Consider the following 26609-nt stretch of genomic DNA (forward strand, 5'->3'; position numbering starts at 1 on the left):
CACCATGACCGACCAGTCCGTCCCCGAGGCCCGCACCTCCGAGGCCGCCCTTGAGGAGGCCGTTTCCGAGAACGTCGTCCCAGAGGAGGCCGTTTCGGAGAACGATGCCCCCCGGAAGGGCGTTTCGCGGCGCGCCCTGCTCGGCACCGCCGGCGCGACCGGGCTCGTGCTCGGCGCGGCCGGCGCGGGCGTGGGCTATGCCGCCGCGCCCGCCGGGGCGACTCCGCTCACCTCGCTCGGCAGTGACCGGGCGATGTTTCACGGGAAACATCAGCCCGGCATCACCGAGGGCCTCCAGGCGCGCGGCCACCTCGTCGCCTTCGACCTGGCGGCGGGCGCGGGCCGCAAGGAGGCCGCCGCGCTGCTGCGCCGCTGGTCGGCGACCGCCGAGCGGCTCATGGCGGGCGAGGCGGCGACGCACGACGACACGGACGTGGCCCGGGACGCCGGACCGTCCTCGCTGACAGTGACCTTCGGCTTCGGCCACAGCTTCTTCGCCCGCACCGGCCTGGAGAAGCAGCGCCCGGTCTCCCTCGATCCCCTGCCCGACTTCTCCTCCGACCAGCTCGACAAGGCGCGCAGCGACGGCGACCTGTGGGTGCAGATCGGCGCCGACGACGCCCTGGTCGCCTTCCACGCCCTGCGTGCCATCCAGAAGGACGCGGGCAGCGCGGCCCGGATCCGCTGGCAGATGAACGGCTTCAACCGGACCCCGGGCGCCACGGCCCACCGCATGACCGCCCGCAATCTCATGGGCCAGCTCGACGGCACCCGCAATCCCAAGCCGGCCGAGTCCGACTTCGACCAGCGGATCTTCGTGCCCGCGTCCGGTTCGAAGGATCCGTCCTGGATGGCCAACGGCTCCTACGCCGTCGTACGCCGCATCCGCATGCTCCTCGACGACTGGGAGAAGCTCTCGCTCACCGCCCAGGAGAACGTCGTCGGGCGCCGCAAGTCCGACGGGGCGGCGCTGACCGGGGGCACCGAGACGACCGCGATGGACCTGGAGAAGACCGACGCGAAGGGCGAGTTGGTCGTCCCCGTCAACGCGCACGCCCGGATCACACGGCCCGACCAGAACGGCGGGGCGGCGATCCTGCGGCGCCCGTTCTCCTACCACGACGGCTTCGAGGCGGACGGTGTCCCGGACGCCGGGCTGCTCTTCGTGTGCTGGCAGGCGGATCCGCTGCGCGGCTTCGTGCCGCTCCAGCGCAAGCTCGACCGCGGTGACGCCCTCTCGAAGTACATCCGCCACGAGGCCAGCGGGCTCTTCGCGGTGCCGGGCGGGGCGGCGGCGGGAGAGTACGTGGGGCAACGGCTGCTGGAGAGCTGAGGTCACGCTGATTCACCCGGTCGTGAGACACGCGCACGGCGCCCCCGCAAGGGCCATTAGGGTGAGGTCATGCCAGCGAGCTATGCCTATCTCGGCCCCGAGGGCACCTTCACCGAAGTCGCCCTGCGCACGCTTCCGGAGACGGCCACCCGGGAGCTGATCCCGTACGTGTCCGTGCAGTCCGCGCTGGACGCGGTCCGCGCCGGCGAGGCCGAGGCCGCCTTCGTGCCGATCGAGAACTCCGTCGAGGGCGGCATCACGACGACCCTCGACGAGCTGGTCGCCGGGACCCCGCTGATGATCTACCGCGAGGTGCTGCTGTCGATCACCTTCGCGCTGCTGGTCAGGCCGGGCACGAAGATCTCGGACATCAAGACGGTCTCCGCGCACCCGGCCGCCCAGCCGCAGGTGCGCAACTGGCTGAAGGCGAACCTCCCGGACGCCCTGTGGGAGTCGGCCGCCTCGAACGCGGACGCGGCCCGGCTGGTCCAGGAGGGCCAGTACGACGCCGCCTTCGCCGGTGAGTTCGCCGCCGCCCGGTACGGACTTGAGGCCCTTGAGACCAACATCCACGACGCCGAGAACGCTCAGACGCGGTTCGTGCTCGTGGGCAGGCCCGCCCGGCCCGCCGCGCCGACGGGCGCCGACAAGACGTCCGTCGTGCTGTGGCAGCGTGACGACCACCCCGGCGGTCTGCGCGACCTGCTGGGCGAGTTCGCCACCCGTGGCATCAACCTGATGCTGCTCCAGTCCCGCCCCACCGGCGCCGGCATCGGCAACTACTGCTTCTGCATCGACGCCGAGGGCCACATCTCCGACCGCCGGGTCGCCGAGACCCTGATGGGGCTGAAGCGCATCTGCCTGGAGGTGCGCTTCCTGGGCTCGTACCCGCGTGCGGACATCGGCGTCGAGGACGTGCGCCCGGTGCGGCCGGGGACCTCGGACGAGGAGTTCGTCTCGGCGTCCGACTGGGTGGCGCGGTGCCAGGACGGACGCTTCTGAGCCGGACGGGTCCCTTCTGGGGCGCGGGTTTCCACATGCGGTTCCGGCCGGTCCTACCTGCAGATTTTAGTTATCCACAGGAGTTATCCACAGGTCCGCTTCTCGACCTGGGGACAAGTCGACAGCGGAGTACTACCTTGTCGACAAATCGGCCTCCAGGCCGTTACGGCGTCCACCGGCGCGCACATCACCGTTCGTCCACTCTTTTCCCTTAGGCAACTCTTTGGGGCGACCCCTTTCCACTCGAAAGTAGTGGTAAGGGTTGGTTTGACCGATGAAACTCGAGTGTGACGGACGAGTTTCGGAGTGATCGATTCCGAAATCCACAGATCCACCACACACCCTGTGGATAACTCTGCGGAGAGGGTGCCTCCCTGTGGACAACGACCGCCTCAAATCCCGTTCCCCACAAGGAAATCGAGTCAACGCGGCGCCTCGGGCCTGCCCCGCACCGGGGAGTGGGACGCATTTTATTGACACGCTTCGCAATTGACGCATAACGGAACGTAAGCCGCTATTCGGTGCGGCTTCGGTGCGATGGGGAATAGTGAGTCGTGAGGCGTATCCCCGCACCGGTAGCCTTGACCGCGTGATTGACCTTCGCCTGCTTCGTGAGGACCCAGACCGTGTGCGCGCGTCCCAGCGCGCCCGTGGAGAGGACGTCGCGCTCGTCGACTCCCTCCTGTCCGCCGACGAGCGGCGCAGGTCGTCCGGCGTCCGCTTCGACGAGCTGCGTTCCGAGCAGAGGGCGCTCGGCAAGCTCATCCCCAAGGCCTCCGGCGACGAGAAGGCCGAGCTGCTCAAGAAGGCGGGCCGGCTCGCCGCCGACGTCAAGGCGGCCGACGCGGAGCAGCACGAGGCCGACGAGGAGACCAAGCGGCTCCTGCTCCAGCTCGGCAACCTGGTGCACCCCGACGTCCCCGTGGGCGGCGAGGAGGACTTCGTCGTCCTGGAGACGCACGGCACGATCCGCGACTTCGCGGCCGAGGGCTTCGAGCCCAAGGACCACCTGGAGCTCGGCGAGGCGCTGGGCGCCATCGACGTCGAGCGCGGCGCCAAGGTCTCCGGCTCGCGCTTCTACTACCTGACGGGTGTCGGCGCCCTGCTGGAGCTGGCCCTCGTCAACGCGGCGATCGCCCAGGCCACCGAGGCCGGCTTCACCCCGATGCTGACCCCCGCGCTGGTCCGCCCGCGCGCCATGGAGGGCACGGGCTTCCTCGGCCAGGCCGCGGAGAACGTGTACCACCTGGAGAAGGACGACTACTACCTGGTCGGCACCTCCGAGGTCCCGCTCGCCGCGTACCACATGGACGAGATCCTCGACGCCGACAAGCTGCCGCTGCGCTACGCGGGCTTCTCGCCCTGCTTCCGCCGCGAGGCCGGCACCTACGGCAAGGACACCCGCGGCATCTTCCGCGTGCACCAGTTCGACAAGGTCGAGATGTTCTCCTACGTCGACCCGGCGGACGCGGAGAACGAGCACAAGCGGCTCCTGGACTGGGAGAAGCAGTGGCTGGACGGCCTTGAACTGCCCTTCCAGGTCATCGACGTGGCCTCGGGCGACCTCGGCGCGTCGGCGTCCCGCAAGTACGACTGCGAGGCGTGGATCCCCACCCAGGGCAAGTACCGCGAGCTGACCTCGGCCTCCAACTGCGACGGCTTCCAGGCCCGTCGGCTGTCCGTCCGGATGCGGGACACCAGCGACGGCAAGAACAAGGTGCAGCCGCTGGCGACGCTCAACGGCACGCTGTGCGCCGTACCGCGCACGATCGTGGCGATCCTGGAGAACCACCAGCTGGCCGACGGCTCCGTGCGCGTGCCGGAGGTGCTGCGTCCCTACCTCGGTGGCCGGGAACTGCTGGAGCCGGTCGCCAAGTGAGCACCGGCTTCCCGTACAAGCTGATCGCCACCGACCTCGACGGGACGCTGCTGCGTTCCGACGAGTCGGTCTCACCGCGCACCCGTGCCGCCCTCGCGGCGGCCACGGAGGCCGGCGCCGCGCACATCGTGGTGACCGGCCGCGCGGTCCCCTGGACCCGGCACATCCTCGACGACCTCGGCTACGAGGGCCTCGCGGTCTGCGGCCAGGGCGCACAGGTCTACGACGCCGGCGCGCACCGCCTGCTGACCTCGGTGACGCTGGACCGGCAGCTGGCGGCGGTGGCCCTGGCCAAGATCGAGGCGGAGGTCGGTCCGCTGTATCTGGCGGCGAGCCGGGGCGGACTGGACGGCGCCGTGCTGGTGGGGCCGGGGTACGCGGTCACCGGGTCGCTGCCGGCGACGCCGTTCACCGAGGCGTCCGATCTGTGGGCCGAGCCGCTCAACAAGATCTACATCCAGCATCCTCGGCTGTCGGACGACGAGTTGGCCGTGGCGGCCCGGGAGGCGGCCGGCGGGTTCGTCACGGTCGCCATGGCCGGTGAGGGCATCGTCGAGCTGCTGCCGCTGGGGTTGTCGAAGGCGACGGGGTTGTCATTGGCGGCCCGGCGTCTGGGCATCAAGGCCGCGGAGACGATCGCCTTCGGCGATATGCCGAACGACATCGCGATGTTCGCCTGGGCGGCTCGGGGAGTGGCGATGGCCAACGCCCATGAGGAGCTGAAGGCGGTTGCGGACGAGGTGACGGCTTCCAATGAGGAGGACGGCATCGCGGTGGTGTTGGAACGACTGCTGGCGTAGCTGCGGGCAGTCGTGCCGCTGGGGCGGCACGGGTGGGCGCAGCGGCACCTCGTGGCGCCGAGTTGCGCGACCGACCCGGCCACCCCAGCGTGCGGTGCCTCTTCGACAGGGCCTACGAGTGAGTCCGGCCAGGCCAAAGGGGCGACGACTGGGAAGGCGGCCCACGCGAGAGCGACGTCGCGTGCTCGAAGCGGCCGCCCCGGACAGTTCGGGTGGGGTGGACTCGACGGTGGGGTAACTACACCGGAGTCCGCCGTGAACTGCCCTGTCGGGAGCTGGACGTACTGCCGTGCATGGACATCGTCCCGCTCCTCTCCCCGCTTGTGGTGGACGACAACCACTGTGCCGGGAGAACGAGTTGGGCGCCACCGAATAAATCAGCGAACCGCCGGCCGGATCGGCGCGCTACCGGCGGCGCCACCTGCGGCGACGGCCCTTGCTGAAGAACCAGCCCGCCGGCGGCTCGTCGGAACGCCAGGGCTGCGGCTCGGGCTCCTCCCGGCGCCAGCGCGCGGCGAGCATACGGGCTCGGGCGGACGGCTCGGACGTCTGAGCGGAGCGTATGAAGTCATCGTCAAGGACAAGGTCGTCCCAGGCGCCGTCCCCGTACTGCGAGGCCTCGTCCGCCATCCCCGTTCCTCCTAGCCGTCCGTCCCCTTTACCCCAGTGTGCCCGGACAGAGGTGAAGCCTCCGTCAAGATCCGGAGCTGTCCGGGCACGGGGTCTGTCTGTCGCGTCACTCCTCGCCGGCGAGCGTCAGCGTGCGCAGTTTCTGGCCGGCGTACCAGGTCGCGAGGACCGTCACCACGACCAGCAGGACGACCGCGGTGGTCAGTCCGACGTCCGAGGTGACGAGGTCGCCGCCGGCCACCTTGTGGGCGACGGCGAGCGACCACTGCTGGACGCTGAGGGTGCGGGCGCCGGAGACCAGGGAGCCGAACAGGGCCTCCCAGACCAGGGCGTAGACCAGGCCGAAGACCACCGCGTGCCGGGACACCGTGCCGAGCAGCAGGAACATCGACGCGTAGGCGATCGAGGCGACCAGGGCGGCCACCGTGTAGGCGACGGCGATCTGCTGCCCGTTGCCGTTGAGGATGAAGCCTGCGATGAGCGTCGGCAGGGCCGAGAACACCATCGTCACGCCGATCGCCACGATGAGCTTCGTGAAGATGATCGTGGGGCGCTTCAGCGGCTTGGACAGGAGGTAGACGACGGAGCCGTCGTCGATCTCCGGGCCGATCGCGCCGGTGCCCGCGATGACGCCGATGATCGGCACCATCGTGGCCAGGGCGAGCCCGCCGAGCAGGTCGGAGGCGGTCTGGTCGTCGGCGCCCGCGAGAGCGCGGACGACGACCGAGATCACGATCAGCAGCAGCGGCAGGGCGCCCAGGATGAGGGCCCGGCGGCGGCCGAGCAGGGCCCGGTAGGTGAGTCGGGCGACTGTGGGGTCGTACATCTCTTGGCCTCCTACGCCGCGACGAGATACGAGAAGACGGACTCGAGGGACTCGTCCGACGGCGAGACCGTGAGCAGCCGGATGCCGTGGTCCCTGGCCACCTTGGGCAGCAGGGCCGTGAACCGGCCGAAGTCGACGGCCTGGATGCGCAACGCGCCCTCGGCCAGGTCGACTTCGATGCCGGAGGTCGACGGGTCGGCGATCAGCGCGGCCGCGAGGGCGCGGTCGTCGCTGGAGCGCACCAGGTAGCGGTGCGGGCGGTCGGTCATCAGGCGGCGGATCTTGCGGAAGTCGCCGCTGGCCGCGTGCCGTCCGGCGACCACGACCTCGATGTGCCAGGCGAGCTGCTCGACCTCTTCGAGGATGTGGGACGAGAAGAGCACCGTGCGGCCCTCGTCGCCCATCTTCCGCAGCAGGTCCATCAGTTGCATCCGCTGGCGCGGGTCCATGCCGTTGAAGGGCTCGTCGAGCAGGAGGAGCGAGGGGTCGTGCACCAGGGCGCTCGCCATCTTCACGCGCTGGCGCATGCCCTTGGAGTACGTCGAGATCTTGCGGTCCTGCGCGTACTCCATCTCGACCGTCGCCAGGGCCTTCTGGGCGGCCTTGGCGCCCAGGCCGTGCAACTCGGCGTTGGCGACGACGAATTCGCGTCCGGTGAGGAAGTCGTACATCGCCTCGCGCTCGGGGACGATGCCGATGTGCTTGTAGATCTGTTCGTTGCGCCAGACCTGCTCGCCGTCGAGGGTGACGGTGCCGGTGGAGGGGGCCAGGAAGCCGCCCATCATGTTGATCAGGGTGGACTTGCCGGCGCCGTTGGGGCCGAGCAGGCCGGTGACGCCGGGACCGATGGTCATGGTGACGTCGTTGACGGCGACCACGTTGCCGAACCAGCGGGAGACGTGGTCGATGGAGAGCGTGGTCACAGTCCGACCTTTCGGTAGCGGCGCAGCAGGAGGCCGTAGCAGGCGGCGATCAGGCCCAAAAGGACGAGGACGTAGACCACGCCCTCTCCGTTGCCGGGTCCGACGGCGCCGGGGAAGGCCGACTCCGCGCCCAGGAAGGCCGATTGCACCCCGTCGATGAGCGTGACGGGCGAGAAGAGGCCCATCCAGGGGATGGCGCCGGTGCTGTCCTGCGTCTCGGCGATCGCCTGGAGGGTGGAGACCGCGCCGTAGGAGATCGTCATCACGGCGATGACGGCCGCGATGCCGAAGCCGCGCCGCGGGGTGATCGAGGCGATGACCAGGCCGATGCCGGCGAAGAGCACCGAGAGCAGCGCCACGGAGACGAGTCCCTGGGCGAATCCCTTGGTCTGGTCGGCGAAGTCGAGTTTGGCCAGCAGGGCGCCCACATAGAGGACGAGCAGCGGGGCCGCGGTCAGGATGAACATCGCGGAGGCCAGTGCCGCGTACTTGGCACGCACGTAGTCGGCGGTCTCGATCGGCCGCGAGAAGTACAGCGGTACGGTCTTGAAGCGCAGGTCACGCGAGACGGACTGGGGCGCCTGCGAGGCGACGTAGAGGCTGATGACGGCCTGCATGATGATCGCGTAGCGCGTGTAGTCGACCGGGAGGTCCTTGGCCTTGGTGGCGACCGCGACGGCGACCATGATGGCCGCGGGCACGCACATCACCACGAAGAGCAGCATCGGCAGCACCTTGGACTTCACCGACCGGCCCAGGCCGTAGGAGCCGCGCAGGGACTGCGAGTACAGCGAGCGGGTGGCGTAGGAACGGCCCAGGCGCGGGCCGTCGTAGTTGCGGTAGCCGATGTTGTGGATCCGGGTCTGGTCACCCGGGGCGGGTACGGATGTCTGGAGGGGCTGCTCAACTGCCATGGCCGACCGCCTCCTTCCGCTGCTCCTGCTCGTCGGCCTCGTTCGTGAAGACCTCGGAGATGTGGTGCCGGCGCTGCTCCATGCGCACCAGGCCGAGTCCGAGGTCGGCGACGATGTCGCGGACCACGTCGTACGTCTCCTCGCCCTGCGCGGTCAGCAGCAGGATGTGGCCGGCGCCGGGCAGGCCGTTGGTTCCGTCCAGGACCTCCACCCCGCGCGCGTGGAGCGCGTCGCGCACCGCGCGCGTGCCGTCCGGGTGCGTGTCGGAGTCGGTGACCTCGACGGCGAGGGTGGTGGTGATCTGGGTGAAGTCCGTGGTGGAGCTGGAGCGCAGGAGCTTGCCGCCGTCGACCACGATCACGTGGTCGCAGGTGCGCTCCAGCTCGCCCAGGAGGTGGGAGGTGACCAGGACCGAGATGCCGAAGTCGGTGTGGATACGGCGGATGAGGCCGAGCATCTCGTCGCGGCCGACCGGGTCGAGGCCGTTGGTCGGCTCGTCCAGGAAGACCAGCTGCGGGTCGTGGACCAGGGCCTGGGCCAGCTTCACGCGCTGCTTCATGCCGGTGGAGTAGCCGCCGATGGGGCGGTAGCGCTCCTCGTACAGCCCGACGTGGCGCAGCGTGTCCGCGGTGCGCTCACGCGCCGCGGCCGGCGGCAGGCCGGACATGCGGGCCATGTGCACGACGAACTCGGTCGCCGACACGTCCGGCGGCAGGCAGTCGTGCTCCGGCATGTAGCCGACCCGCTCGCGGATGGCGGCGCCCTTGGTCGCGACGTCGAGACCGAGCACTTCGGCACGGCCCTCGGTGGCGGGGGACAGACCCAGAAGGATCTTGATCAACGTGGACTTGCCGGCTCCGTTCGCGCCGACGAGCCCGGTCACACCGGGCCCGACGTCGACGGACAGCCGGTCAAGCGCGGTCACCCTGGGGAACCGCTTGCTCAGGCTTTCGGTCGCGATCACAGTCACGTTTAAGAAGGTAGTGACGCGGACCACGTCGGTCGTCAGACCGAAGAGCTGTCTTCGTCTCACACTCCAGATGTACGGATCCTTAGGGGATACCCCTACCTGAGAGCTACGCAGAGTTATCCACAACGCGGGGTTGTCCACAGCCCGGAGCCCGCCTATTGACGCAGCCTCTAACTACTGTCACATTCGCTGATGTCAAGTTACGGACACGTAGCGCAGTCGATGGAGACGGTGGGGCGGGGTCGGCATGACGACGGCGGTGACGGGCGAACTCTCCGCGCGATTGCGGGGGTTCAGGCAGGTCCAGCGGCTCGCGTACGAGTGCGCGGAGGCGGTCGCGGCCCGCCTGGAGCCGGGCGTGTCGGAGCGGCAGGCCGCGCGGATGCAGCGCGAGTGGCTGCGCGCGCGGGGAGTGAGGGACTGGTTCCACCTCCCCTTCGCCTGGTTCGGTGACCGCACGGCGTTCACGAACTTCCGCGTCCCGCTCCAGTTCTTCCCCACCGACCGCCGACTGGCCCCCGGCATGCCGTTCATCCTCGACATGGCCCCGGTGTACGAGGGATTCACGGCCGACATCGGCTACTCGGGCTCCCTCGGCGTGAACCCGGTGCAGGACCGGCTGATGGCCGACCTGGAGGCGCACCGTGAGCTGATCCTGCGCGAGGTCCGCGAGAAGCGGCCACTGCGCACGATCTACGAGGACGTGGACCGCCTCATGGTCCGCCAGGGCTACGCCAACCGGCACCGCGCCTACCCCTTCGGCGTGATCGCCCACAAGGTCGACCAGGTCAAGCAGCGCCGCTTCTCGCCCCACCTGTTCGGGTTCGGCACCCAGTCCCTCAAGGGCCTGGCGAGCGACGCGCTGCACGGCCACCGGGACGGCTGGTCCCCGCTGTGGTCGCCGTACCGCTTCTCCGACCACCCGCCGCAGCCGGGCCTGTGGGCGGTCGAACCCCACCTCGGATTCCGGGGCACGGGCGCCAAGTTCGAGGAGATCCTCGTCGTCACCGACTCGACGGACCCCGAGGAGAGCGCCTTCTGGCTGGACGACGATCTGCCGCACGTGCGGCGCTGGGCGGAGGAGAAATGACGGTGGCGAGGGAACCCGGAAAAGCCGGGAAAGCTGGGAAGGCCGGGAAAGCCGGAAAAGGGGACACAGCGGCGGACCTCGGACAGGCGGAGGTGCTCCAGGGGGCGCGTGAGCGCCGGGTACTGACCGGTGACGTCGAGTTGTGCGTCGCCGAGCTGGGGGACCCCGCGCGGCCGACGGTGGTCCTGGTGCACGGCTACCCGGACAGCAAGGAGGTGTGGTCCGAGGTCGCCGCCCGGCTCGCGGACCGCTTCCACGTCGTCCTCTACGACGTCCGCGGCCACGGCCGGTCCAGCGCGCCGCAGCCGCTGCGCGGGGGCTTCACCCTGGAGAAGCTCACGGACGACTTCCTCGCGGTGATCGACGCGGTCAGCCCGGACAAGCCGGTGCACCTGGTGGGGCACGACTGGGGCTCGGTGCAGTCCTGGGAGTTCGTCACCGTCGGGCGCACCGAGGGCCGCATCGCCTCCTTCACCTCGATGTCCGGGCCCTCCCTCGACCACTTCGGGCACTGGATCAACAAGCGCCTGCGCAAGCCCACCCCGCGCCGGGTCGGCCAGCTCCTGGGCCAGGGCGCCAAGTCCTGGTACGTGTATCTGCTGCACACGCCCGTGCTGCCCGAACTGGCCTGGCGCGGCCCCCTCGGCAAGCGCTGGCCGCGCATCCTGGAGCGCGTCGAGAAGGTGCCCCGCGGCGCCTACCCGACCTCCTCGCTGCCCCAGGACGCGGCCCACGGCGCGTGGCTGTACCGGGACAACGTCCGCGCCCGGCTGCGCAGGCCCCGCCCCGACGCCTACGCGCACGCGCCCGTGCAGCTCATCACCCCCCTCGGGGACGCGTTCCTGTCCGAGCGGCTCTACGACGAGCTGGAGGAGTGGGCACCCCGGTTGACCCGGCGCACGATCCCGGCCAAGCACTGGATCCCGCGCACCCGGCCCGACCAACTGGCCGCCTGGATCGGAGAGTTCGTGACGACCACGGAGAGCACGGCGGACGGCAGGACCCGGACGAAGGCCGACGGCAAGTACGCCGAGCGCTTCGGCGGGCAGCTCGTCCTGGTCACCGGCGCCGGCAGCGGCATCGGACGGGCCACGGCGTTCGCGTTCGCCGAGTCCGGCGCGCGCGTGATCGCCGTAGACCGCGACCAGGAGGCCGCGGAGCGCACCGCCGAGCTGTCCCGGCTGCTCGGCGCACCCCAAGCCTGGGCCGAGACCACCGACGTCTCCGACGAGCAGGCCATGGAGAAGCTCGCCGCGAAGGTCGCCGCCGAGTACGGGGTGGTGGACGTGCTGGTGAACAACGCCGGGATCGGTCTGTCCGGCTCCTTCTTCGACACCAGCCCCGAGGACTGGAAGAAGGTCCTCGACGTCAACCTGTGGGGCGTCATCCACGGCTGCCGGCTCTTCGGGAAGCAGATGGCCGAGCGCGGCCAGGGCGGCCACATCGTCAACACCGCCTCGGCGGCGGCCTACCAGCCCTCCAAGGCACTGCCCGCCTACAGCACCTCCAAGGCGGCCGTGCTGATGCTCAGCGAGTGCCTGCGCGCCGAACTCGCGGGCCAGGGCATCGGGGTGAGCGCCATCTGCCCCGGCTTCGTCAACACCAACATCACCTCGACCGCGCGCTTCGCCGGGGTCGACGCCGACGAGGAGAAGCGGCGGCAGAAGCGGTCGGCGCGCCTGTACGGACTGCGCAACTACCCGCCGGAGAAGGTCGCCGACGCGATCCTGCGGGCGGTCGTGCGCAACGAGGCGGTCGTGCCGGTCACGCCCGAGGCGCGGGGCGCCCGGCTGCTCGGCCGGTTCGCGCCGGGTGCGCTGCGGGCGATCGCACGCATGGAGCCACCGCTGTGAGCGGGCGCGCTGTGAGCGGGCGGATCGCGCCGCGCCGGGTGTCCTTCGACTGGTCGCGCACACCCCTGCACTGGATCCCGCGCGAGCCGACCGCGACCCACGTCATCAACGTGCTGCATCTGCTGCTGCCGGCGGGGGAGCGGTGGTTCGTGCAGGTCTTCAAGGAGGGGCTGCCGCGCGTCAAGGACCCCGAACTGCTCGTGGACGTCAAGGGGTTCATGGGCCAGGAGGCCACGCACAGCGTGCAGCACTCGCACGTCCTGGACCACCTGGCCGCGCAGCACCTCGACACCGAGGACTTCACCAAGCACGTCGACTTCCTCTTCGAGCGGCTGCTCGGCGAACGCCCGCCGCTGGGCGTCCCGATCCCCCGGCGCGAGTGGCTGCGCTTCCGGCTCTCGGTGGTCGCGGCGATCGAACAGTTCACGGCGGTCCTCGGCGACTGGATCCTGGCCGCCGACGCCCTGGACACGGCCGGCGCCGACGAGGTCATGCTCGACCTGCTGCGCTGGCACGGCGCCGAGGAGGTCGAACACCGTGCGGTCGCCTTCGACATGTTCCAGCACTGCGCCGGCACCGGCGCGCCCCGCTACGCGCTGCGCGTCGCGGGCATGGCCGTCACCGCGCCCGTGATGCTCTACATGTGGCTGTGGGGATCGGCCTACCTGATCCGCCACGACCCGAAGCTCGCGGGCCGACTGCGCTACTCCCTCGTCAGCCACGAAAGAGCCGTACGCAAAGGCCTGTTGCCCGCCTGGCGGGACCTCGGCGCGGCGATCCCCCGCTATCTGCGGCGCTCCTACCACCCCTCCCAGGAGGGTTCGATGAGCCGGGCGGTGGAGTATCTGCGCAGGTCACCGGCGGCGAGGTCGGTGGCGTGAACACCCCGGCCGGCTATCGGATAGAGGACCTCGCGCACGTCAGCGGCGCCACCGTCCGCACCATCCGCGCCTACCAGGACCGAGGCCTGCTCCCCCGCCCCGAGCGCCGCGGCCGGGCCAACCTCTACTCCGACGCCCACCTCGTCCGGCTCCGCCAGATCGCCGACCTCCTCGACCGCGGCTACACACTGGCCTCCATCAAGGAGTTGCTCGCCGCCTGGGACGCGGGCCGGGGGCTCGGTGGCGTGCTGGGGCTGGTCGCCGAGGTCGACGGGCCGTGGACCGACGAGGAGGCGGTACGGATCTCGCGAGCCGAACTCGACGAGCGGTTCGGCGGGTCGCCGGACGACGCGGCGGTCGCGGACGCGATCGAGCTGGGGGTGCTGGAGCCGGTGCCGGGGGACGCGGACACTTTCCTCGTGCCGAGCCCCCAAGAGCTCGCGGTGGCCGTGGAGTTGTACGAGGCGGGCGTGCCGCTGTCCGCGATCGCCGGGCATCTGCGGGAGTTGAGGGGTCAGGTCGAGCACATCGCGGCCAGGTTCCTGGAGTTCACCACCGAGCACCTCTTCGCGCGCTACCTGCACGGATCGCACCTGCCGAGCGACGCGGACGCGGCCGAGGCGGCCTCGCTGGTACGCCGGCTGCGGCCCCTGGCTCAGCAGACGGTGGACGCGGAACTGGCGCGGGCGATGCGACTGTTGGCGGTGCGACAGCTGCGTCGGCAGCTGGGGGACGGGGGTGCGGAGGAGGCGGGTGCCGAGTCGCGTGTCGGGTCACGCTCCGTGGTGTTGCCTGAAGAGACGATTCGGGCGGTGGAGGGGCTGGTTGGGGCGGAGCGGATGGGTGAGTTCATCGCGTTGGCGGCTGAACGGGAGGTGCGGGCAAGGGGGTTGGATGCGCTCATGCCAAGGGGCGGTCCCCCAGCTGATCTTGACGAACGGCTGTGACAGGAACGGGAGTTGTCCACAGGAACGCCAATTAGCCTGTGGATAACTACAGTTGGTTGTGGACCAAACCTCGGCCTCAAAACAAAATGCGTGACGCACGTCTCTCCCGCCATGCTGGCCGGATGGAAGAAAGACCCAAAGAACGAGACAAAGACGAGCGACGCACCGTGAAGGTGTCGAAGTACCTCTCGAAGCACCTGAGGCATCAGCCGGAGCGGATCGGGCTGACCCTCGACGAGGCCGGCTGGGTCGAGATCGACGTACTGATCGCCGCGGCCGCCGCACACGGATTCCGGTTCACCCGGGACGAGCTGGACCACGTGGTCGCCGCCAACGACAAACAGCGCTTCGCGATCGACGGCACCCGGATCCGCGCCAGCCAGGGCCACAGCGTCGAGATCGACCTCGGACTGCCCCCGGCCACCCCGCCGCCGTACCTCTACCACGGGACCGTGGCCGCCGCCCTGGACGCGATCCGCGCCGAGGGCCTGCGGCCCATGAACCGGCACGACGTGCACCTCTCACCCGACCGCGAGACGGCCACCCGTGTCGGGGCCCGCCGCGGCCGCCCGGTCGTGCTCTCCGTGGACACCGCCGCGATGCACCGCGACGGACACGTCTTCCAGGTCAGCGCGAACGGGGTGTGGCTGACGAAGGCGGTACCGCCGGAGTACCTGCGGTTCCCCCAGGCGCACTGAGCCCTGCGGGCAGGCCCGCCCGCCCCGGACGAGGACACCCGCCGCCACCCTCCCCGGACGGGGGACACCCGCCGCCACCCTCCCCGGACGGGGGACACCCGCCGCCACCCTCCCCGGACGGGGGACACCCGCCGCCACCCTCCCTGGACGGGGGACACCCGCCACCGCCCTCCCCGGCACGCCCCCAACCACCTGCCGGGCATGATCAGAGCCATGGACCACCACCCCGACCACCTCCCCACCACCGAGGCCGCCGTCACCGCGCTCCGCGCCATCGCCGTCGAGTACGCGCGCGAGATCGAGGTGACCCACGACATCGGCGCCGACCGGACCTCCCGTCGCAGCGCCGCCGGCGTCGGCGTGACCACCGACCCGGACGGATCCCTGCCGCACGAGGCGTTCGCCGAGTTCGGCGGTCTGCCGCGGGTGAGCGTGCGGCTCTACCCCGACGACGACGCGCTGATCACCGTGGAGGGCGTCGAGTGCCCGGACATCGCACGCGACGACGTCCCCGCCTTCCTGCACTCCGTCTTCCGCGACCGCGCCTACGTGAAGGCACGGCGCTTCCCACCCGGCCGCTTCCTGATCGTGCCGCTGCCCGGCGACCGCACGCACAAGGAGTACGTGCCCATGATCAACCTCAGCCCCTGGCTGAGCAGCCGCGTCCAGTGACCGTTTCGTCCACTGTCGGTGCGGGCCCGTAGGCTCGATCACATGAGTCTGCGTCTGAGCACCGTGATCCTCCCGTACCTCCGCTGGCACGAGGGCGGGCGTGCGACCTGGCAGCGGGCCGAGCAGCTCGGCTTCCACACCGCCTACACCTACGACCACCTGTCCTGGCGCACCTTCCGCGACGGACCGTGGTTCGGGGCCGTGCCGACGCTCACCGCCGCGGCGGCCGTGACCGAGCGGATGCGGCTGGGCACGCTGGTCACCTCACCGAACTTCCGGCATCCGGTGACCCTCGCCAAGGAGCTGATCTCCCTCGACGACATCTCCGACGGCCGGATCACCCTGGGCATCGGCGCCGGCGGCACCGGCTTCGACGCCACCGCGCTCGGCCAGGACCCCTGGACCCCGCGCGAGCGCGCCAACCGGCTCGCCGAGTTCGTGCCGCTCCTGGACCGGCTGCTCACGGAGGACTCGGTCTCCTACGAGGGCGACTTCTACTCGGCGCACGAGGCGCGCAACATTCCCGGGTGCGTGCAGCGCCCCCGGCTGCCCTTCGCGGTGGCCGCGACGGGCCCGCGCGGGCTGCGGCTCACCGCCCGGTACGGCCAGGCATGGGTGACCACCGGCGACCCCAAGCTGTACGAGGACGGCACGCCGGAGCAGTCGGTGCGGGCCCTGCGCGGCCAGCTCGACAAGCTCTCCGACGCCTGTGCGGAGCTCGGCCGGGACACGGACGAGCTGGACAAGATCCTGCTCACCGGCTTCACCCCGGACCGGGCCCGCCCGCTCGCCTCCCTCGACGCGTTCGTCGACTTCGCGGGCCGCCACCGGGACCTCGGCTTCACCGAGCTCGTGATCCACTGGCCGATCCCCGACTCCGACTTCGCCACCGACGAGAAGGTCTTCGAGCAGATCGCCATGGAAGCGGCTGCCCAGCTGGGCTGACCCCGCCCACGGCCTCGCCCAGGACCTCACCTGAGGGTCATCTATGTCTCATCTGTGCACTCCGCCGCACGGGCGTGCGCGCATATGCGGGAGAATGGGCCGGTGACCTCAGCGACTCGACAGCCCGAGACCCCGGCATCCGCCGCCCCACCGCGGCTCATAGCCACCGATCTCGACGGCACCCTCCTGCGTGACGACAAATCGGTCTCCCCGCGCACAGTCGCCGCCCTCGCCGCCGCCGAGGAGGCAGGCATCGAGGTCTTCTTCGTCACCGGCCGCCCGGCCCGCTGGATGGACGTCGTCAGCGAGCACGTGCACGGTCACGGCCTGGCGATCTGCGGCAACGGCGCCGCCGTGGTCGACCTCCACGGCGGCCCCGGCGCCCACCGGTTCGTGAAGGTGCGGGAGCTGGCTCGGGACAACGCGCTGGACGCCGTAGGGCTGCTGCGGGACGCGGCGCCGGGCACGGTGTACGCGGTCGAGCAGACGTACGGCTTCTACCAGGAGCCGCACTATCCCAAGCTGCACATGGAGACCCCGGACACCCTCGCGCCCGCCGAGCGCCTGCTGGCGCCGGACGCGCCGGGGGCCGACGAGCCGGTGCTGAAGATCCTCGCCTACCACCCGACCATCGACCCGGACGCCTTCCTCACCCTGGCCAGGATCGCGATCGGCGACCGCGCCAATGTCACCCGCTCCAGCCCGAGCGCCCTGCTGGAGATCAGCGGCCCCGACGTCTCCAAGGCCAGCACGCTCGCCCTGTGCTGCGCCGAACGTGGGATCTCCCACGAGGAGGTCGTCGCCTTCGGTGACATGCCCAACGACGTGGAGATGCTCACCTGGGCCGGCCGGTCGTACGCGATGGGCAACGCCCACCCGGACGTGATCGCCGCCGCGTCGGGCCGCACGGTCGCCAACAACGACGACGGGGTGGCCGTCGTGATCGAGGAGATGCTGGCGCGCCTGCCGTAGGCGGTGGCTCGGCGGACACGAGAGCTAGGCTGCGGCGGCTGAGTCCACCGGCGCTCCCCGCCCCACGGCTGAGTCCCCGCCCCACGGCTCAGCCGACCGGCACGCCCCGTGCCGCCAGCCACGGCACCGGATCCAGCGACGAGCCCAGTTCCGGGGTGACCCGTACCTCGAAGTGCAGGTGCGGGCCGGTGGAGTTGCCGGAGGTGCCCGACTGGCCGATCCACTGGCCGGCGGTCACGCGCTCGCCCTGGTCGACGGCGACGGAGGCGAGGTGGGCGTACTGCGTGTAGTAGCCGCCCGGGTGTTCGAGCACGATCTCGATGCCGAAGGCTCCCCCGCACGACACCTTCACCACCCGCCCGGCGCCGGCCGCCCGCACGGGCGTCCCGATCGGCACCGCGAAGTCCTGCCCGGTGTGCCGGTTGGCCCAGCGGGCGCCCCCACTGCCGAAGCCCGCGGACAGTTCGTACGTCTCCACGGGCGTCACCCACGCGCCCGTCACCTGCGTCCGGGGCTGGTCGAGCCGGACCGCGCCCCGGCAGGCGCCCGCCGCGACCGAGACGTCCGCCTGGCCCTGCAACTGCCCCCGCACCTCGTCGAGTCTGCTCTGGATGGTGTTCTTCACGGCGGCGAGTTCGGTGCTGCGCCGCTCCAGCGTCCGCCAGGCCGTCGCCGCCTTCGTCCGGTCGGCGGCGAGCCGGGCCTCGGCCCGACGGCTCTTGTCGAGCGCGTTGCCGACGGCCAGATTCACCTGCGAGAAGACGTGCTGACCTCGCATCAGCTCGTCCGTGCTGCTCGCCAGGACGATCTGCGCGGCCATCGGCAGACCCCCGCCGTCGCGGTACTGGGCGCGCGCGATCCGGCCCAGGTCCTCGTGCAGTACGGCGATCTCCCGCCGTTCCCGGTCCAGCAGTTCCTCGGCCCGCTGCGCCCGCGCCCGCTGCACCTGCGCCTGCTGCCGGCCCGCCTCGTACTGCCGCGTCGCCAGCGCCGCGTCCTCGTAGAGCCGGGCCACCTGCGCGCTGACGCTCATGTCACCGGCGCCCGTTCCCGCACCGGGGTCGTCGCCCGACGTGCCGTCGGCCTCCGTGGCCCGCGCCGCGAACACCGCCAACGCGCACATCAGAGCCGGAACGAACAAGGAGGGACGGCGAAGTGAGCCCATGTCAGCGATCGTGACCCGACCGCCCGCCACCTGGCCTGTTCAAGTCGTACGCCTGGGGGACAGGTTGCTGCGGACGGGTCACTGGCAGGCGTCCTGGAAGGGATGGCAGGAGTCGGTACGACCACCTCGCGCCGGAGTCGGTACGACCACCTCGCGCCGAAGTCAGTACGGAGCCTGCCACACCACCGTCGTGCCGCCGCCGTTCTCGCCGATGCCCGGCCCGAGCCGGCTGTCGCCACCGAGCGACTCGGCCCGGCGTCCGAGGTTCTTCAGGCCGCTGCGGCGACCGCCGTCGGGGATGCCGACGCCGTCGTCCGCGACCGTCAGCCGCACGCCGGGGCGCCCGTCCGGCAGGGTCGCCGTCGCGTCGAGCACGACGTCGATCCGGGAGGCCCCGGCGTGCCGGAAGGCGTTGGAGAGTGCCTCGCGCAGGGCGGCGACGATGTTCTTGCCGGTCAGATCGCCGACGACGGTGTCGATCGGGCCGACGAAACGGTGCGCGGGCCTGAAGCCGAGCGGCACGGCGGCCATGTTGATCTCGCGCAGCACCCGCGTACGCAGCCCCGACGGCGCCTCGGCGGGCCCCTGTTGGAGCGCGAAGATCGCGGTGCGGATCTCCTGGATGGTGACGTCGAGTTCGCCGACGGCCTTGCCGACGCCGTCCCGCACCTCGGGCACGACCGCCCCGCGCTGGGCGCTCTCCAGCATCATGCCCGTCGCGAACAGCCGTTGGATGACGAGATCGTGCAGGTCACGGGCGATACGGTCGCGGTCCTCGTAGACCGCCAGCCGCTCCCGGTCGCGCTGCGCGTCGGCCATTTTCAGCGCGAGCGCGGCCTGCGAGGCGAACTGGGTGCCGAGGACGCGCTCGGTCTGGGTGAACGGGTGCGCGCCGCGTGCCCGTGGCATGACGAGACTGCCCAGCACCCGGCCGTCGCTCTGCAGCGGCAGCATCATGATCGGGCCGTAGGCGCGCGCGAGCGACGACAGCATGCGCGGGTCGGTGCCGGCGTCGGCCACGAACACGGGCCGCCCGGCGAGGAGTTCGGCGACGACCTCGCTCTCGGGCGGGATGACCCGGCCGAGTTGGCCCGAGGGCGTCTCGGAGGCCACGGCGACGATCTCCAGGCCGCCCTCGTCGGCGGGCAGCAGCACGATCCCGGCCGCGGCACCGGACAGCCGACGGGCCTGCTCCGCGACGACCTGGAGGGCGTCCTCGGCCTCACCGCCGGAGAGCAGGGCCGTGGTGACGGCGACCGAACCGTCGATCCAGCGCTCCCGCTGCTGGGCGGCCTCGTACAGCCGGGCGTTGCCGATGGCGATACCCGCCTCCGTGGCCAGCACCCGCACCAGGTCGAGATCGCCGTCGTCGAACGGCTCCCCGTCCTCCTTCTCGGCGAGATAGAGGTTGCCGAAGATCTCGCCCTGGACGCGGATCGGCAGACCCAGGAAGGCGTGCATCGACGGATGGTGCTCGGGACAGCCGCAGCAGCGCGGATCGGTTGTCAGCTCCGCTAGCCGCAACGGATCCGGTTCGGGTTCCCGGATGAGCGCCCCCAGCAGCCCCTTCTGCCCGTCGGGCGACCGCCCGATCAGCCGGGCGGTCGCCTCGTCGACGCCGTACCGGACGAAGTCGGTGAGCCCCGCGCGATCCCCGTCCACGACACCGATGGCCGCGTACCGGGCACCGGTCAGGGCCGCCGCGGTCGCACAGATCCGGTCCAGCGTGGAGTGCAGTTCGAGCCCGCTGCCGACGGACCGCATCGCCTCCAGGAGCTGCGGCACGCGTGCCGCCAGGTCGACGGACGGGTCGGGAGAGGGGTCTCGGGACATGACCTGAGCGTAATTAGCCGCGTTTGTTACGGAAAGTCGAGCCGAGGGGCACGGCACCCCGCTATACGGCGCCCACCAACAGCTCCGTCTCCGCCTCCCGTTCCGCCATCGCCCGCAACGGCCCGTCCACCGCGGCCAGTTCCTCGTACGTCCCGCGCTGCACGACACGCCCCTCGCCCAGGACGACCACCTCGTCCACGGCTTCCAGTCCGGCGAGACGGTGGGTGATGAGGAGGGTCGTGCGGCCTTCGGTGGCGGCCAGCAGGTCGGCGGTGAGGGCGTCGGCGGTGGGCAGGTCGAGGTGTTCGGCGGGCTCGTCGAGCACTAGGACGGGGAAGTCGGCGAGCAGCGCGCGGGCCAGCGCCAGCCGCTGCCGCTGCCCGCCCGACAGCCGGGCCCCGTGCTCGCCGACCAGCGTGTCGAGCCCGTCGGGCAGGCCGTCGGCCCACTCCAGGAGCCGGGCCCGCCGCAGGACGTCCCGCAATTCGTCCTTGGTGGCGTCCTTCCTGGCCAGGAGCAGGTTCTCGCGCACCGAACTGTCGAAGAGGTGCGCGTCCTGGGCACACAGCCCCACCAGCCGTCGTACGTCGTCGCCGTCGAGGGCGTACGCGTCGACACCGGCCAGCGTGTACGAGCCCGCCTCCGGGTCCAGGAACCGCAGCAGCACCTGGGCCAGTGTCGTCTTGCCGGAGCCGGACGGTCCGACCACGGCGATCCGGCGCCCCTCGTCGAGGGTCAGGTCGAGGCCAGTGAGGGCGTCCCGGTCCTGTCCGTCGTGCCGTGCGGCCAAGCCCTTGAGGGCGACCGGGAAGGGTGAGGCGGGCGCCTGCCGGGGGCGCTCCGGCTCCCGTACCGGTTCCGGCGCGTCGAGGACTTCGTACACGCGCTCCGCGCTGCGGTGCACGCGCTGGCGGTAGCGCACAGCGAGCGGGAGTCCGAGGACGGCCTCGAAGGCGGCCAGCGGGGTGAGGACCACCACGGCCATGGCCACGCCGTCGAGCCGTCCGACGGCGACGGCCTGGGCACCGACCAAAGCGGTGGCGGTGACGGTCAGGCCGGAGATCAGGGCGGTGAGTCCGTCGCCGAGGGCGGTTGCAGCGGCCGCACGTGAGGCGATGCGGGTGAGGGTGGCGTCGGCCCGTCGGGTCTCGGTGGTGCGGGCGGGCAGGGCGCCGGCGACGGTCAACTCGGCGGTGCCGGTGAGGAGATCGGTCACCCGGGTCGCCAGGACTCCGCGGGCGGGGGCCAGCCGGTGCTCGGCTCGCCGGGCCACCGCGCCGGTGAGCAGAGGGACTCCGGCGCCGGCCGCGAGCAGTCCGACGGCGAGCACGGCACCGGCCTCGGGCAGCAGCCAGGCCGTGAAGCCGACGGACGCGGCGGACACCGCTACAGCGGCACCCGCGGGCAACAGCCAGCGCAGCCAGTAGTCCTGGAGGGCGTCCACGTCGGCGACAAGGCGCGACAGCAGGTCGCCCCGGCGGGTGCGGCGCAGCCCCGCGGGCGCCAGCCGCTCCAGGCGCCGGTAGACGGCGACCCGGGTGTCGGCGAGCATCCGCAGCACGGCGTCGTGCGACACGAGCCGCTCCGCGTACCGGAAGACGGCCCGCCCGATCCCGAACACCCTGGTCGCCGTCACGGCCACCATCAGATACAGCACCGGTGGCTGCTGCGAGGCCCGCGAGATCAGCCAACCCGAAGTCGCCATGAGCCCGACGGCGCTGCCGGTCGCGAGGCTTCCGAGCAGCAGGGCGAGCAGGAGACGGCCACGGCGGGGACCGGACATGGCACGGACGCGGGCGAGAACACGGCGAGTGGTCGTCGTCGGCCCGGTCTGCGTCGACCCGGGCGCCGTCCGCCCGGGCGCCTCCGGCTCCGCTCCGTCGGTGACGGCGGCGGTCTCGATCGGCCGGGCCTCGGCGCTGCTGGGCCCAGCATCCAAAGGAGCGGTCCCCAGAGGAGCGGCGGCCACAGGTGCCGCCAGCCGCACCACCCGGTCGGCCACGCCGAGGAGCGCCGGCCGGTGCACGACCAGCAGCACCGTCCGCCCCACCGCGAGCCGCCGTACCGCCGCCACGACCTCGGCCTCGGTGGCCCCGTCCAGCGCCGCCGTCGGCTCGTCGAGCAGCAGCACGGGCCGGTCCGCGACGAACGCCCTTGCCAGCGCGAGCCGTTGCCGCTGCCCGGCGGACAGCCCAGCCCCGTCCTCACCGAGGACGGTGTCGACACCCGCGGGCAGCGCGTCCACGAACTTGAGCGCCCCGGCGTCCGCCAACGCCCTTCGCACGGCGGCCTCGTCGGCTTCCGGACGGGCAAGGCGTACGTTCTCGGCGATCGTGCCGGCGAACAACTGCGGGCGCTGCGGAACCCAGGCGATCCGCGACCGCCACTGCTCCGGGTCGAGGTCGGCGAGATCGGTGCCGCCGACCTCGACCCGCCCCTCGGTGGCCGGCACGAAGCCCAACAGCACGTTCAGCAAGGTGGTCTTGCCCGCGCCGCTCGGTCCGACCAGGGCGACCGTCTCGCCCGGCTCGACGGTGAAGGACGCGTCCGAGACGGCGTCCTCGGCCCGTCCGGGGTACCGGACCGTCACGCCCTGGAAGGCGATGGCCCCGGTCGGCACAGCCTCCGTCCCCGAGGCCGGCACCGGTGTCTCCAGCACCGAGAAGATCTCCTCGGCCGCGGCCAGCCCCTCCGCCGCCGCGTGGTACTGCGCGCCGACCTGGCGCAACGGCAGATACGCCTCGGGCGCGAGGACGAGGACGACCAGGCCGACGTAGAAGTCCATGTCGCCGTGGACCAGGCGCATGCCGATCGTCACGGCGACCAGCGCCACGGACAGGGTCGCGAGCAGTTCCAGCGCGAAGGAGGAGATGAAGGCGATACGGAGGGTCCGCATGGTCGCCTGGCGGTACTCGCCGGTGATGCGACGGATCGAGTCGGCCTGCGCCTTGGCCCGTCCGAAGACCTTGAGGGTCGGCAGCCCGGCGACCACGTCCAGGAAGTGCCCGGACAGCCGCGTCAGCAGCCGCCATTGGCGGTCCATCCGGGACTGCGTGGCCCAGCCGATCAGGATCATGAAGACGGGGATCAGCGGGAGGGTGCCGACGATGATCGCCGCCGAGACCCAGTCCTCGGTGACGATCCGGGCCAGTACCGCCACCGGGACGACCACGGCGAGGCCCAACTGCGGGAGATAGCGCGAGAAGTAGTCGTCGAGGGCGTCGACTCCGCGGGTGGCGAGGGCGACCAGTGATCCGGTGCGCTGTCCGCTCAGCCATCCGGGGCCGAGGGCCACGGACCGCTCCAGCAGCCGTCCCCGCAGCTCCGACTTCACCGCCGCGCTGGCGCGGTGAGCGGCGAGTTCCGTGAGCCAGGAGACCAGGGCACGGCCGACGGCGACCGCTGCCAACAGCAGCAGGGGAGTGCGGAGTTCGGCGATCGGCATGCCGTGCTGGAAGGCGCCGACCACGATCTCGGCGATGAGCATCGCCTGGGCGATCACCAACGCAGCCCCGACGGCGCCCAGTCCGACGACCGCCATCATGAACGCGCGGGTGGCACGGGCGTATCGCAGCAGTCGTGGGTCGATCGGTTTCACGTGAAACACACCCTCTTCTCACGGGGCATGTTTCACGTGAAACATGCCCCACCTCGGACTCAGTGCGCGGCGTCCGCGATGTGCTGCGTACCGATCCGCTTGCGGAACACCCAGTAGGTCCAGCTCTGGTAGAGCAGCACGATCGGGGTGGCGATCCCGGCGCACCAGGTCATGATCTTCAGGGTGTACGGGCTCGACGAGGCGTTGGTGACCGTGAGGCTCCAGTCCGCGTTGAGCGAAGACGGCATGACGTTCGGGAAGAGCGACAGGAAGAGCATCGCGACGGCGGCCACGATCGTGACGCCGGACAGCGCGAACGCCCAGCCCTCACGTCCGGCCGCGGTCGCCCCCAGCGCGGCGAGCAGTGCCGCCACGGCGACGGCGAAAGCGACCAGGCTCTTGCCGTCACCGTTGTCGACCTGCGTCCAGAGCAGGAAGACCAGTGCGAGGACGGCCGTCAGGGCGCCGACCTTCAGGGCCAGTCGCCGCGCCCGCTCCCGGATGTCCCCCACGGTCTTGAGTCCCGTGAACACCGTTCCGTGGAAGGTGAACAGCGTCAGTGTCACCAGCCCGCCGAGCAGGGCGTAGGGGTTGAGCAGGTCGCCGAGGTTGCCGACGTACTCGAAGTCCTTGTCGATCTTCACGCCCCGGACGATGTTGCCGAAGGCCACGCCCCACAGGAACGCGGGGAGCAGCGAGGTCCAGAAGATCGCGGTCTCCCAGTTGCGCTGCCAGTTCTCCTCGGGCCGCTTGGCCCGGTACTCGAAGGCGACTCCGCGCACGATCAGGCAGACCAGGATGAGCAGCAGGGGCAGGTAGAAGCCGGAGAAGAGGGTGGCGTACCACTCGGGGAAGGCGGCGAAGGTCGCGCCGCCCGCCGTGAGCAGCCACACCTCGTTGCCGTCCCAGACCGGTCCGATGGTGTTGATCAGCACCCGCTTCTCGGCGCGGTTCCGGGCGAGCAGCTTGGTGAGGATGCCGACCCCGAAGTCGAAGCCCTCCAGAAAGAAGTAGCCGGTCCACAGGACGGCGATGAGGACGAACCAGACGTCGTGAAGTTCCATGACTCGATCTCCCTGGGCCTAGTACGAGAAGGCCATCGGCTTGTCGGCGTCACGGGTGTCGCCGCCGATCTTCGTGGGCGGGTTGAGGTCGGCCTCGGTGAGTTCGGGCGGTCCGGCCTTGACGTACTTCACGAGCAGCTTGACCTCGATGACGGCGAGGATCGCGTAGAGCGAGGTGAAGACGATCATCGAGGTGAGGACCTCCCACTGAGAGACCCCGGGGGAGACCGCGTGCCGGGTCTGCAGGACGCCGTAGACGACCCAGGGCTGTCGGCCCATCTCGGTGAAGATCCAGCCCCAGGAGTTGGCGATCAGCGGGAAGCCGAGGGTCCAGATGGCCACGAGCCAGTAGAGGCGGCCGAGCTTGGGGCTGAGTGCCTTGTTGCGGAAGAGGACCAGGTTCGGCACCTCGTCGTCGCCGACCCGCAGGTGCTGTGGCAGCAGGAACTTTTTGCGGGTCAGCCAGAGTCCGACGATGCCGATGGCGAAGGACGCCATGCCGAAGCCGATCATCCAGCGGAACGCCCAGAAGGCGACCGGGATGTTGGGCCGGTAGTCGCCGGGGCCGTACTTCTCCTGCTCGGCCTTGTTGGTGTCGTTGATGCCGGGGACGTAGGAGTTGAAGTCGTCGTCGGCGAGGAAGGACAGTATCCCGGGCACGGACAGCTCGACGCTGTTGTGGCCCTTGCTCACATCGCCGTACGCGAAGATCGAGAACGGCGCGGAGTCCTGGCCGTCCCACAGCGCCTCGGCGGCGGCCATCTTCATCGGCTGCTGCTTGAACATGACCTTGCCGAGGGTGTCGCCGCTGATCGCGGTGAGCATTCCCGCGATGACGACGGTGATGAGACCAAGCCGCAGCGAGCTCTTCATGACGGAGACGTGCTTCTTGCGGAACAGGTGGAAGGCGGCGATGCCGACCATGAACGCGCCACCGGTCAGGAAGGACGCGCTGAGCGTGTGGAAGGCCTGGGCCAGCGCGGTGTTCTGGGTCAGGACGAGCCAGAAGTCGGTGAGTTCGGCACGCCCCTTGGCTTCGTTGATCTTGTAGCCGACCGGGTGCTGCATCCACGAGTTGGCGGCGAGGATGAAGTACGCCGACAGGATCGTGCCGATCGAGACCATCCAGATGCAGGCCAGGTGGATCTTCTTGGGCAGCTTGTCCCAGCCGAAGATCCACAGACCGATGAAGGTCGACTCGAAGAAGAAGGCGATCAGTGCCTCGAAGGCGAGCGGGGCGCCGAAGATGTCACCGACGAAGCGCGAGTAGTCGGACCAGTTCATGCCGAACTGGAACTCCTGCACGATGCCGGTGACGACACCCATCGCGATGTTGATCAGGAAGAGCTTGCCCCAGAACTTGGTCGCCCTGAGGTACTTCTCCTTCTCCGTGCGCACCCAGGCGGTCTGCAGGCCGGCGGTCAGCGCGGCGAGCGAGATCGTCAGGGGGACGAAGAGGAAGTGGTAGACGGTGGTGATGCCGAACTGCCAGCGCGCCAGTGTCTCCGGCGCCAGAGCCAATTCCACGTCGTCAGTCTCCTTATGTCGCCGTGGTCACAGCGGCAGTTTGCCCCCTTTGTCATAGACAAAGTGGAGCAATGGGACACGCTTGTG

General features: G+C 70.7%; 22 protein-coding genes. 12 read left to right on the plus strand and 10 right to left on the minus strand.

The features are described from left to right. The first annotated feature begins 4 nt into the window (after positions 1 to 4). The 4 genes from efeB to ACIQI8_RS29250 all read left to right on the plus strand — a co-directional run bounded on the left by efeB (position 5) and on the right by ACIQI8_RS29250 (position 5014). Positions 5 to 1333, plus strand: a complete 1329-nt coding sequence (gene efeB / locus ACIQI8_RS29235) for an iron uptake transporter deferrochelatase/peroxidase subunit (RefSeq protein ID WP_402356507.1) — start codon at positions 5 to 7, stop codon at positions 1331 to 1333. Between the two features lie 69 nt (positions 1334 to 1402). Continuing rightward, positions 1403 to 2335, plus strand: a complete 933-nt coding sequence (pheA, locus tag ACIQI8_RS29240) for a prephenate dehydratase (RefSeq protein ID WP_402356510.1) — start codon at positions 1403 to 1405, stop codon at positions 2333 to 2335. A 589-nt stretch (positions 2336 to 2924) separates the two neighbouring features. After that, positions 2925 to 4214: a serine--tRNA ligase gene (serS, locus tag ACIQI8_RS29245; protein ID WP_402356513.1), complete on the plus strand. Its 1290-nt coding sequence runs from the start codon at positions 2925 to 2927 to the stop codon at positions 4212 to 4214. Beyond that, positions 4211 to 5014, plus strand: a complete 804-nt coding sequence (locus tag ACIQI8_RS29250; protein ID WP_402356516.1) for an HAD family hydrolase — start codon at positions 4211 to 4213, stop codon at positions 5012 to 5014. The genes serS and ACIQI8_RS29250 overlap by 4 nt, the downstream gene beginning before the upstream one ends. A gap of 405 nt (positions 5015 to 5419) precedes the next feature. Here the strand turns inward: ACIQI8_RS29250 and ACIQI8_RS29255 are convergent, their stop codons facing one another. From ACIQI8_RS29255 to ACIQI8_RS29275, 5 genes are all read right to left on the minus strand, one after another. Beyond that, positions 5420 to 5644: a hypothetical protein gene (locus ACIQI8_RS29255; protein WP_402356519.1), complete on the minus strand. Its 225-nt coding sequence runs from the start codon at positions 5642 to 5644 to the stop codon at positions 5420 to 5422. A gap of 106 nt (positions 5645 to 5750) precedes the next feature. Further along, the gene (locus tag ACIQI8_RS29260) at positions 5751 to 6470 is read right to left on the minus strand and encodes an ABC transporter permease subunit (protein WP_402356521.1); all 720 of its coding nucleotides are present in this window, start codon (positions 6468 to 6470) and stop codon (positions 5751 to 5753) included. An 11-nt stretch (positions 6471 to 6481) separates the two neighbouring features. After that, a complete protein-coding gene (locus tag ACIQI8_RS29265) occupies positions 6482 to 7393 on the minus strand; it encodes an ABC transporter ATP-binding protein (protein ID WP_402356524.1) in 912 nt (303 codons plus the stop codon). After that, positions 7390 to 8307 (minus strand): ABC transporter permease, encoded by a 918-nt coding sequence (locus tag ACIQI8_RS29270; protein WP_402356527.1) that lies wholly within the window; start codon positions 8305 to 8307, stop codon positions 7390 to 7392. The genes ACIQI8_RS29265 and ACIQI8_RS29270 overlap by 4 nt, the downstream gene beginning before the upstream one ends. Then, entirely contained in the window at positions 8297 to 9271 is a 975-nt protein-coding gene (locus ACIQI8_RS29275; RefSeq protein WP_402357922.1) for an ABC transporter ATP-binding protein, read from the minus strand. Before ACIQI8_RS29275 ends, ACIQI8_RS29270 begins: the two co-directional genes overlap by 11 nt. Before the next feature lie 253 nt (positions 9272 to 9524). Between ACIQI8_RS29275 and ACIQI8_RS29280 the strand changes: the two genes are divergently transcribed. The 8 genes from ACIQI8_RS29280 (at position 9525) to ACIQI8_RS29315 (ending at position 17335) form a co-directional block, all read left to right on the plus strand. After that, complete coding sequence (locus ACIQI8_RS29280; RefSeq protein ID WP_402356530.1) at positions 9525 to 10367, plus strand: M24 family metallopeptidase; 843 nt, start codon at positions 9525 to 9527, stop codon at positions 10365 to 10367. Positions 10368 to 10459: 92 nt separating this feature from the next. Then, positions 10460 to 12220 (plus strand): SDR family oxidoreductase, encoded by a 1761-nt coding sequence (locus ACIQI8_RS29285; RefSeq protein WP_402357925.1) that lies wholly within the window; start codon positions 10460 to 10462, stop codon positions 12218 to 12220. Beyond that, on the plus strand, positions 12217 to 13101 hold the full coding sequence (locus ACIQI8_RS29290) for a metal-dependent hydrolase (RefSeq protein WP_402356533.1): 885 nt from the start codon (positions 12217 to 12219) through the stop codon (positions 13099 to 13101). Before ACIQI8_RS29285 ends, ACIQI8_RS29290 begins: the two co-directional genes overlap by 4 nt. Then, on the plus strand, positions 13098 to 14048 hold the full coding sequence (locus ACIQI8_RS29295) for a MerR family transcriptional regulator (RefSeq protein WP_402356536.1): 951 nt from the start codon (positions 13098 to 13100) through the stop codon (positions 14046 to 14048). The genes ACIQI8_RS29290 and ACIQI8_RS29295 overlap by 4 nt, the downstream gene beginning before the upstream one ends. A gap of 122 nt (positions 14049 to 14170) precedes the next feature. Then, entirely contained in the window at positions 14171 to 14746 is a 576-nt protein-coding gene (locus ACIQI8_RS29300; protein ID WP_402356539.1) for an RNA 2'-phosphotransferase, read from the plus strand. A gap of 213 nt (positions 14747 to 14959) precedes the next feature. Further along, a complete protein-coding gene (locus ACIQI8_RS29305; RefSeq protein WP_402356542.1) occupies positions 14960 to 15418 on the plus strand; it encodes a hypothetical protein in 459 nt (152 codons plus the stop codon). A gap of 42 nt (positions 15419 to 15460) precedes the next feature. Further along, a complete protein-coding gene (locus tag ACIQI8_RS29310; protein ID WP_402356545.1) occupies positions 15461 to 16363 on the plus strand; it encodes an LLM class flavin-dependent oxidoreductase in 903 nt (300 codons plus the stop codon). An 84-nt stretch (positions 16364 to 16447) separates the two neighbouring features. Continuing rightward, entirely contained in the window at positions 16448 to 17335 is an 888-nt protein-coding gene (locus ACIQI8_RS29315) for a Cof-type HAD-IIB family hydrolase (protein WP_402356548.1), read from the plus strand. A gap of 88 nt (positions 17336 to 17423) precedes the next feature. Here ACIQI8_RS29315 and ACIQI8_RS29320 read toward each other — a convergent pair whose 3' ends face one another. The 5 genes from ACIQI8_RS29320 to ACIQI8_RS29340 form a co-directional block, all read right to left on the minus strand. Next, the gene (locus tag ACIQI8_RS29320; RefSeq protein ID WP_402356551.1) at positions 17424 to 18500 is read right to left on the minus strand and encodes a peptidoglycan DD-metalloendopeptidase family protein; all 1077 of its coding nucleotides are present in this window, start codon (positions 18498 to 18500) and stop codon (positions 17424 to 17426) included. A 162-nt stretch (positions 18501 to 18662) separates the two neighbouring features. Next, complete coding sequence (locus ACIQI8_RS29325; protein WP_402356554.1) at positions 18663 to 20333, minus strand: GAF domain-containing sensor histidine kinase; 1671 nt, start codon at positions 20331 to 20333, stop codon at positions 18663 to 18665. A 61-nt stretch (positions 20334 to 20394) separates the two neighbouring features. Beyond that, positions 20395 to 23931, minus strand: coding sequence for a thiol reductant ABC exporter subunit CydD (cydD, locus tag ACIQI8_RS29330; RefSeq protein ID WP_402356556.1), 3537 nt, complete (start codon positions 23929 to 23931; stop codon positions 20395 to 20397). Positions 23932 to 23990: 59 nt separating this feature from the next. Further along, complete coding sequence (gene cydB / locus ACIQI8_RS29335) at positions 23991 to 24995, minus strand: cytochrome d ubiquinol oxidase subunit II (protein WP_402356559.1); 1005 nt, start codon at positions 24993 to 24995, stop codon at positions 23991 to 23993. 18 nt (positions 24996 to 25013) lie between these two features. Continuing rightward, positions 25014 to 26522 (minus strand): cytochrome ubiquinol oxidase subunit I, encoded by a 1509-nt coding sequence (locus ACIQI8_RS29340; RefSeq protein ID WP_402356562.1) that lies wholly within the window; start codon positions 26520 to 26522, stop codon positions 25014 to 25016. Positions 26523 to 26609 lie beyond the last annotated feature (87 nt).

This window comes from Streptomyces sp. NPDC092369, assembly GCF_044755245.1.
GTDB lineage: Bacteria > Actinomycetota > Actinomycetes > Streptomycetales > Streptomycetaceae > Streptomyces.